Raw genomic sequence first — 6,234 nt, 5'->3', positions numbered from 1 at the left:
TGTCGGTGTCGGTGTCGGTGTCGGTGTCGGTGTCGGTGTCGGTGTCGGTGTCGGTGTCGGTGTCGGTGTCGGTGTCGGTGTCGGTGTCGGTGTCGGTGTCGGTGTCGGCGTCGGCGTCGGTGTCGGCGTCGGTGTCGGTGTCGGCGTCGGTGTGGGTGTCGGTGTGGGTGTCGGTGTGGGTGTCGGTGTCGGTGTCGGTGTCGGTGTCGGTGTCGGTGTCGGTGTCGGCGTCGGCGTCGGCGTCGGCGTGAGAGACGGGACAGCGCCGGCTGCCACCAGGAACTCCTGCGTCGAACAATCTACATCCGACCAGACGGTCAACCGAACCGGGTACCACCCGGCCGCAGCATACTTGTACTGAAAACTTTGACCGAACGATCGCGTGCCATCGCCTAGTTCCCAATGCCAACCAACGGCGTCCGTGGAAAAGTCGCTAAAGCTCATGGTCAGCGATCCTGCGGGGAGTGGTGCCACCGAACTCTCCACCACAAGCCCGCCTGACGAATCGCAAATCATTTCTTCGAAAGGCAAAGCACTCAGTCCGGCATCACTGAACAAATTTGCCCAGAGAGACACCGAACTCATCCCGTGACTGACACCAACGGGTTGCTCAATCGCTGGATGCCAAATCTCAAGGCTGTCGTTTTCGCCGGAGGGGCCGGGAATGATTTCGGCAGTAGCCCATTTCCACTCGAAGCCATCCGAGATCTGGAGGCCCTGAAGAGGGAGTGCCCCGACGGTATCGACTCGGCCGGTAGCCGAGGAGTTGCCGGAACCGTCGCCGCTCGGCTGCAAAAGCTTTGCGGTGCCAGGCAGGAATTCGATGCGCAAGCGGTCGGGGCCATCCGGTATTTCGATGCGTTGCAGCGACGCGAAGGTGGGAGCAAGTCCGACAGCCTCGGTCTCTCCGGCCAAATGCAACATCGCGGCCACAAGAACCGGGGGATACTCCGAAACGCGATTGGGCGGATGGACCGCATCCCGCAAGCTCATATCCTTGGTATTCACCACCGCAAACTCCGGCAGTGTTGTCGCAGCGTTCTGGAAAGCCTTGTACATCAGGTGATCATCTCTACCTCCCGTAAGCGGCCGCGTCTCGATGATATGCGGCAAGAAATGAACCTGAATATCGTCATCCCAGTCCCACGGCGTTACCGCCGGGCCCGGGCGGCCACCTTTCGGAATCAGCACCGCCACAAAAGGAAGCGTAACCGGGAGATCGTTCTCAACATTCTCCCAGGAAGGATACATCGTCGATCCGGTCTCGTTCCATTGCTTGCGCCACTCCCGCACGAAGCCGATCAGCGACGCCTCGAAGGCCGGCGTATATCGAGAACCATGATCGGACTCGCCTTGCCACCAGAGGACACCTCGCGCCGGGAACGGGCGAACTTTTTGATGCAATTTGCGCCAGAACCGACCGATGGCACCCGCCGGCGCGCCGCTCTTCCGGGAATATCTTTCTCGGATATTGAGGGGGAAGTCCTCGTACAAAACCTCTGGCGGCATCCAATGGCGGATGTTGGTCCCGGGCACAGCGAGATTGACGATCCCGATGGTGACAAGCTCATCGTAGTGAGCAAAAAGTTCCTCACCGACGGCGAACGCAACCTCACCGACGTAGCGGCGAAAGCGGTTTCGACGATTCCAATCCCCGCGCTTGTAAGTCCGAATATCAGCTTGGGACACTCGCTGGGCTCCCTTGCTGCTCGGACTCCATTTCGCGACGTTGGACTGACCCGCGACAAACCAGACTTCTCCGACAGCGACCTCTTTGATTTCGATCTCGGAAGCACCCGAGATTCGGAGGATGTAGTCCTCATCCGGATCCGTCGCGTCCTCCACGGCCGGCAGTGCCGCTCGCCAATCACCATAGGCGTCGGCAACGACCGTTTCCGGACCGCGCAAGATGGTTCCATCGGCATTCTCGAGTGTGATGGTGACGGTCCCGCGACCATGTGGGCGAGCATAGCCCCATACGCGGATCGGCATTCCACGCTGGAGGACCATGCCGTCGGCGAAGATTTCCGAACCAATTCTGAGGCGCTCGGCAGGCACTTGGTTCGACTGCGCCTGAACCTGATCGGGATTGGCGCACGCAAATGCCACCGCAAAAGCGCATCCCAGGGACAGAGTTCGGAAAAGTCTTTTTAGATTTTTTTTCAATGGAGATTTAACCGTGGTGCGTCGGATGGAACAAGACAGCTCAGGCCGACACGACAGCTTTGGAGTCTAGCCTACGCGTCGATCAGCGGTAAGACCCTTTCTTAAGAGAAATTCGACGGTTTTCTCACCAGAGCAGGTCGATTCGACCTGTCGCCTTGCTGGGGGTAAACTCAAGCTGTGGCCACCACGATCAGCCCAAAAATTCCCCGAATTCAGGAGAAAAAACCCTCCTGGCTGAAGGTGCCGCTCCCTGGCGGAGAGGGCTATAAACGCCTTCAGAGCCTGACCAGAAAGCTCAAACTACACACCGTTTGCGCCGAGGCTCGCTGCCCCAACGTCGGTGAATGCTGGTCGGGCCCGCAAGCCACCATGACGATCATGGTCCTCGGCGACGAATGCACCCGTCGCTGCCGCTTCTGCGCGGTACGGACCGTGGATCGAGCCGCACCGCCGGACCCGACCGAACCAGACCACGTCGCCGAGGCTATCTCTCAATTGAAACTAGGCTACGTGGTCATCACCAGTGTCGACCGGGACGACCTTCCGGATGGCGGCGCCAGCCACTACGCGGCCTGCATTTCCGCAATTCACAAAAGCGACCCCGAGGTGATCGTCGAAACACTGATTCCTGATTATACCGACGACAGCCTCGCCACCTTGATGGCGGCGCAACCGGATGTTCTCGCCCACAACGTGGAAGTCGTCCACCGCCTGCAGCGCAAGATTCGCGATCCACGCTGCAGCTTCGAGCGGTCCTTGCGAACACTCGCCGGCGCTCGCGCCGCGATGCCCGGTGTCATCACCAAATCATCTCTGATGCTCGGCCTCGGCGAGACGCATGCCGAGATCCTCGAGGCGATGGAACAGCTTCGACAGGCCGATGTCGAGATTCTGACCCTGGGACAATACCTGCGCCCTTCGCCCAACCACGCTCCGGTTCGAGACTTCATCGAGCCACAGGCTTTTGATGAATTGGCCGAAATCGGCAAATCCATGGGATTTCTGGATGTGGCAGCAGGACCGCTGATCCGCTCCAGCTACAAGGCGGGCGAACTAGTCGCGGGCGAACTTGCCCGCCAACGACGGGTCGAACGAGGCATCTGAAGAAGGCTTCGCATTCGGCAGTTAACAACGGTCCCGCCGTGAATCACCAAATCATGCATTGCCCGCGATCGTCGCGCGTCACTCGCGGGGGAAAGGGATCTTCGCGGGCACGCCACCAGCCCCGAAGAACCCGAGATCCGAGAGCAGCGCTTCAACCCAGCTTGGAAGAAATGACTCCCTGTTCTTCGAGAGAATCCAGCTCGTCCGGCGACAGGCCCAAAGAGGCGCTCAAAACCTCCCGGTTGTGCTGTCCGAGCGTTGGCGGGGGTGACTCGTACCAGCCATCCGCGGCAAACTTCGGCCGCCAAGGCAGCGTCGGGTAATGCATCCGCCCGGTGAATATGTGCTCGAAGTCCTCGAGAAAACCTCTCGCCTCCAGCTGCGGATGCGGCAGAACCCGGTGCGCATTCACAGCAATACTCGCCGGAACGCCCGCATCGATGAGAATCTGCTCTGCTTCCGGCCCGGCATGAGCACTCGCCCATGAGGCCAGTTCCGTCTCGATCAAGGCCTGATCCTTCCGACGGCCAGCAGACGTCTGCCATTCTCTCCGCGACGCCCAATCAGGTTTGTCAGCGGCTTGCGCGAACGCCTTCCATTGCACGTCTGTTTCAACAGATAGAGCGACCCACTCGCCGTCACTGGTCTGAAAACAACCCTGAGGCGTGCCGAGAGGTCCTCGGTTCGCCTCGCGCGGGATCTCGTTTCCACGAGAGGCTTCGATGATCAGATCGGCGCCGATCGTCAGGCCGGGCTCGACGAGGGGCACTTCCAGGAGTCGCCCGCGGCCGGTCCGCCGGGTATCCTCCAGCGCCATGAGGATACCGCAGGTGGTGTGCAGGGCTCCGACGCTATCGCAAACATTGACGGTCAGAGGTCGATCCTCGTAACCCGAAATCCACGCCAGTCCGCAGCTCTGTTCGATCGTCATCGCGAAACCGACACGATCCCGCCAGGGACCATCCAATCCCCAACTCGGCATTCGGACCAAGGTCAAACGTGGGTTGATCGACTGAAGCCGCTCGAGCGTAAAGCCGAACTGTTCCATGACTCGGACTGAATAGTTCTCGACGACGATATCTGCGTCTGCCACGAGCCGGAGAAACAAGTCCGCGCCTTCTTCGGAATCGAGAGCGATCGTAATTCCTCGCTTGCCCAGATTCGCGCCGTGAAAAATCGAACCGGCTTCCCAGAAATTCTCAAGCGGCATGGTGTTGACGAAACGCATGCCATCAGGGCGCTTACCGGCCTCGACCTTGATCACATCCGCCCCGAGCGCCGCCAGAGTGGATGTGCACATCGGTCCCGCCCAAAACGCGGATAGATCCAGAATCCGAATGCCCGACAAGGGTTTGGCACCGGTCGAAATCGCGGTCTCGGCCACCTTCCTCGGCGAGGAAAATCCCGCGCCCGGCTTGGGATGCCGCGCAGGGGCCGCCTCGAGCGGCATTCTCTCTATTCCATGAAGACGGATCGGCGGTCGCGGCTGCAGGAACCCCCCCGGTGCGTCTTCGAGAAGTCCACGCGCGACCATTTGCTCCATCTCCGAGAAATTTGTCCCGTCGCCGACAGGAGCTACCGGAATCCGGCGCAACGCCGCAGCTTCAATCACTTCCTCGGTTGTGCGGGCCGCCATCCATTCGATGATGTCGCGATGCAGCGTATCGCGAATCTTCATGCGTTCATCTGCCGAGACCAGTTTGGGGTTCTCGGCCCAATCCGGTCGACCCATCATTTCGCAGAACGCTTCCCACTGCGGCGGAGTCACGCAAGCCAGCCCCACCCATCCATCGCTGGTCCGTTCAATCGATGGGCATTCCACATAGGCTGGCAACAACTCTGGCCGGAACTGTCCGTCGAGCGTGTGATATTGCGTCATGCAGAGCAGCATGGATTCAAAGACCGAGAGGTCCACATGATCCCCACGCCCCGTCTGGCGCGCGCTCTGAACAGCAGCCAGAGCCGCGACAGCTGCGCAACTCCCGGCCGACCATTCACCAAACCGCCCACCGCAGGCCACCGGTCCACGTTCGGGATAGCCGCGCCGCGCTGTCATGCCGATCGCCGCCTGCAGAGTCCATTCGTTGGCCGGTCGCGTGGCCCAGGGACCTTCATGCCCCCACCAGCTGATCGAAACGATCGACAAATGCGGATGGTCGTCCTGAAGCGATCCCAGCTTCCGTTCGGCAAAACCCAGTGGCCCGAAATTTTCGATCAGGATATCGGCCTCGGCTGCTAATTTCCCGAGAATCTCCAGGCCATCGGCCGTCGTCAAATCGCAGGGAACGCCTTGCTTGCCGGCATTGAGAAATTGAAAAAGGCCTGCGTCTTCACCCGGGGGGAGTGCCTTGTAGGAGGCACTCCAGTCGCGCATCGGATCGCCAAGCGGCTCCTCCAACTTGAGGACCTCGGCACCAGCCTCGCGCAAGACTCTGGCCGCATAGGGCCCAGCGACCCCCGTCGACAAATCCAATACACGCAAAGCACGAAGAGGGGCTGGATCCAGGGCCATCGACTGCAACCGACCTCAGGCCCAGAACTCGTCGACCAGATATTGGTCGTTCGGCATCGACCAAACCTCGGCGATCTTGCGCTCCTCCATCCGCAGCAAGACGACGAATTGCGTATCGAGTTCCTTCCCGTGCCGAGCGCCCGTCAAGCGAACGAGAAGGGCGGTGCGCAAATCTCCGGTCAGAACATCCACCAGATCCAGACTCAAGGAGTCTACATCATCGCCAAGGCTGGCGAGATAGTCCATGACCGCCCGCCGACCGCGGTGCGTGCCGGCGCGGATTCCCCGGCCAGAGGCGTGCCAAACGACAGCCGCTGTCGAAACGCGCGCAAGACTTTCCACATCAGCCGTCGAAACCGCTTCCCAAGCCTGTCTCGCGATCTCGATCCTCTCTTCAGGTAGCGTGCTCGTCATCCTGCATTCCGTGTTAGGCCCGATAGCCTAAAATGGCA

At 60.4% G+C, this 6,234-nt stretch carries 4 protein-coding genes; 1 reads left to right on the top strand and 3 read right to left on the bottom strand.

Annotated features, from left to right (window positions below):
* The coding region (locus P8K07_07700; GenBank protein ID MDG1958408.1) for a sialate O-acetylesterase at positions 1–2,109 on the bottom strand (2,109 nt) is incomplete at its 3' end.
* 234 nt (positions 2,110–2,343) lie between these two features.
* Here P8K07_07700 and lipA point away from each other — a divergent pair.
* The gene (gene lipA / locus P8K07_07695; protein ID MDG1958407.1) at positions 2,344–3,270 is read left to right on the top strand and encodes a lipoyl synthase; all 927 of its coding nucleotides are present in this window, start codon (positions 2,344–2,346) and stop codon (positions 3,268–3,270) included.
* 151 nt (positions 3,271–3,421) lie between these two features.
* Here the strand turns inward: lipA and P8K07_07690 are convergent, their stop codons facing one another.
* Together P8K07_07690 and P8K07_07685 are read right to left on the bottom strand one after the other, a co-directional pair.
* A complete protein-coding gene (locus P8K07_07690) occupies positions 3,422–5,782 on the bottom strand; it encodes a CoA transferase (protein MDG1958406.1) in 2,361 nt (786 codons plus the stop codon).
* A 15-nt stretch (positions 5,783–5,797) separates the two neighbouring features.
* Complete coding sequence (locus tag P8K07_07685) at positions 5,798–6,196, bottom strand: nuclear transport factor 2 family protein (GenBank protein ID MDG1958405.1); 399 nt, start codon at positions 6,194–6,196, stop codon at positions 5,798–5,800.
* Positions 6,197–6,234 lie beyond the last annotated feature (38 nt).

This window comes from Candidatus Binatia bacterium, from assembly GCA_029248525.1.
Taxonomy (GTDB): domain Bacteria; phylum Desulfobacterota; class Binatia; order UBA12015; family UBA12015; genus UBA12015.
This window is presented reverse-complemented; position numbering and strand designations above follow the sequence as displayed.

Bases quoted from the DNA above. Each gene is read 5' to 3' on its own strand.
- P8K07_07690 (MDG1958406.1), bottom strand. From the start codon at position 5,782: ATGGCCCTGGATCCAGCCCCTCTTCGTGCTTTGCGTGTATTGGATTTG.
- P8K07_07685 (MDG1958405.1), bottom strand. From the start codon at position 6,196: ATGACGAGCACGCTACCTGAAGAGAGGATCGAGATCGCGAGACAGGCT.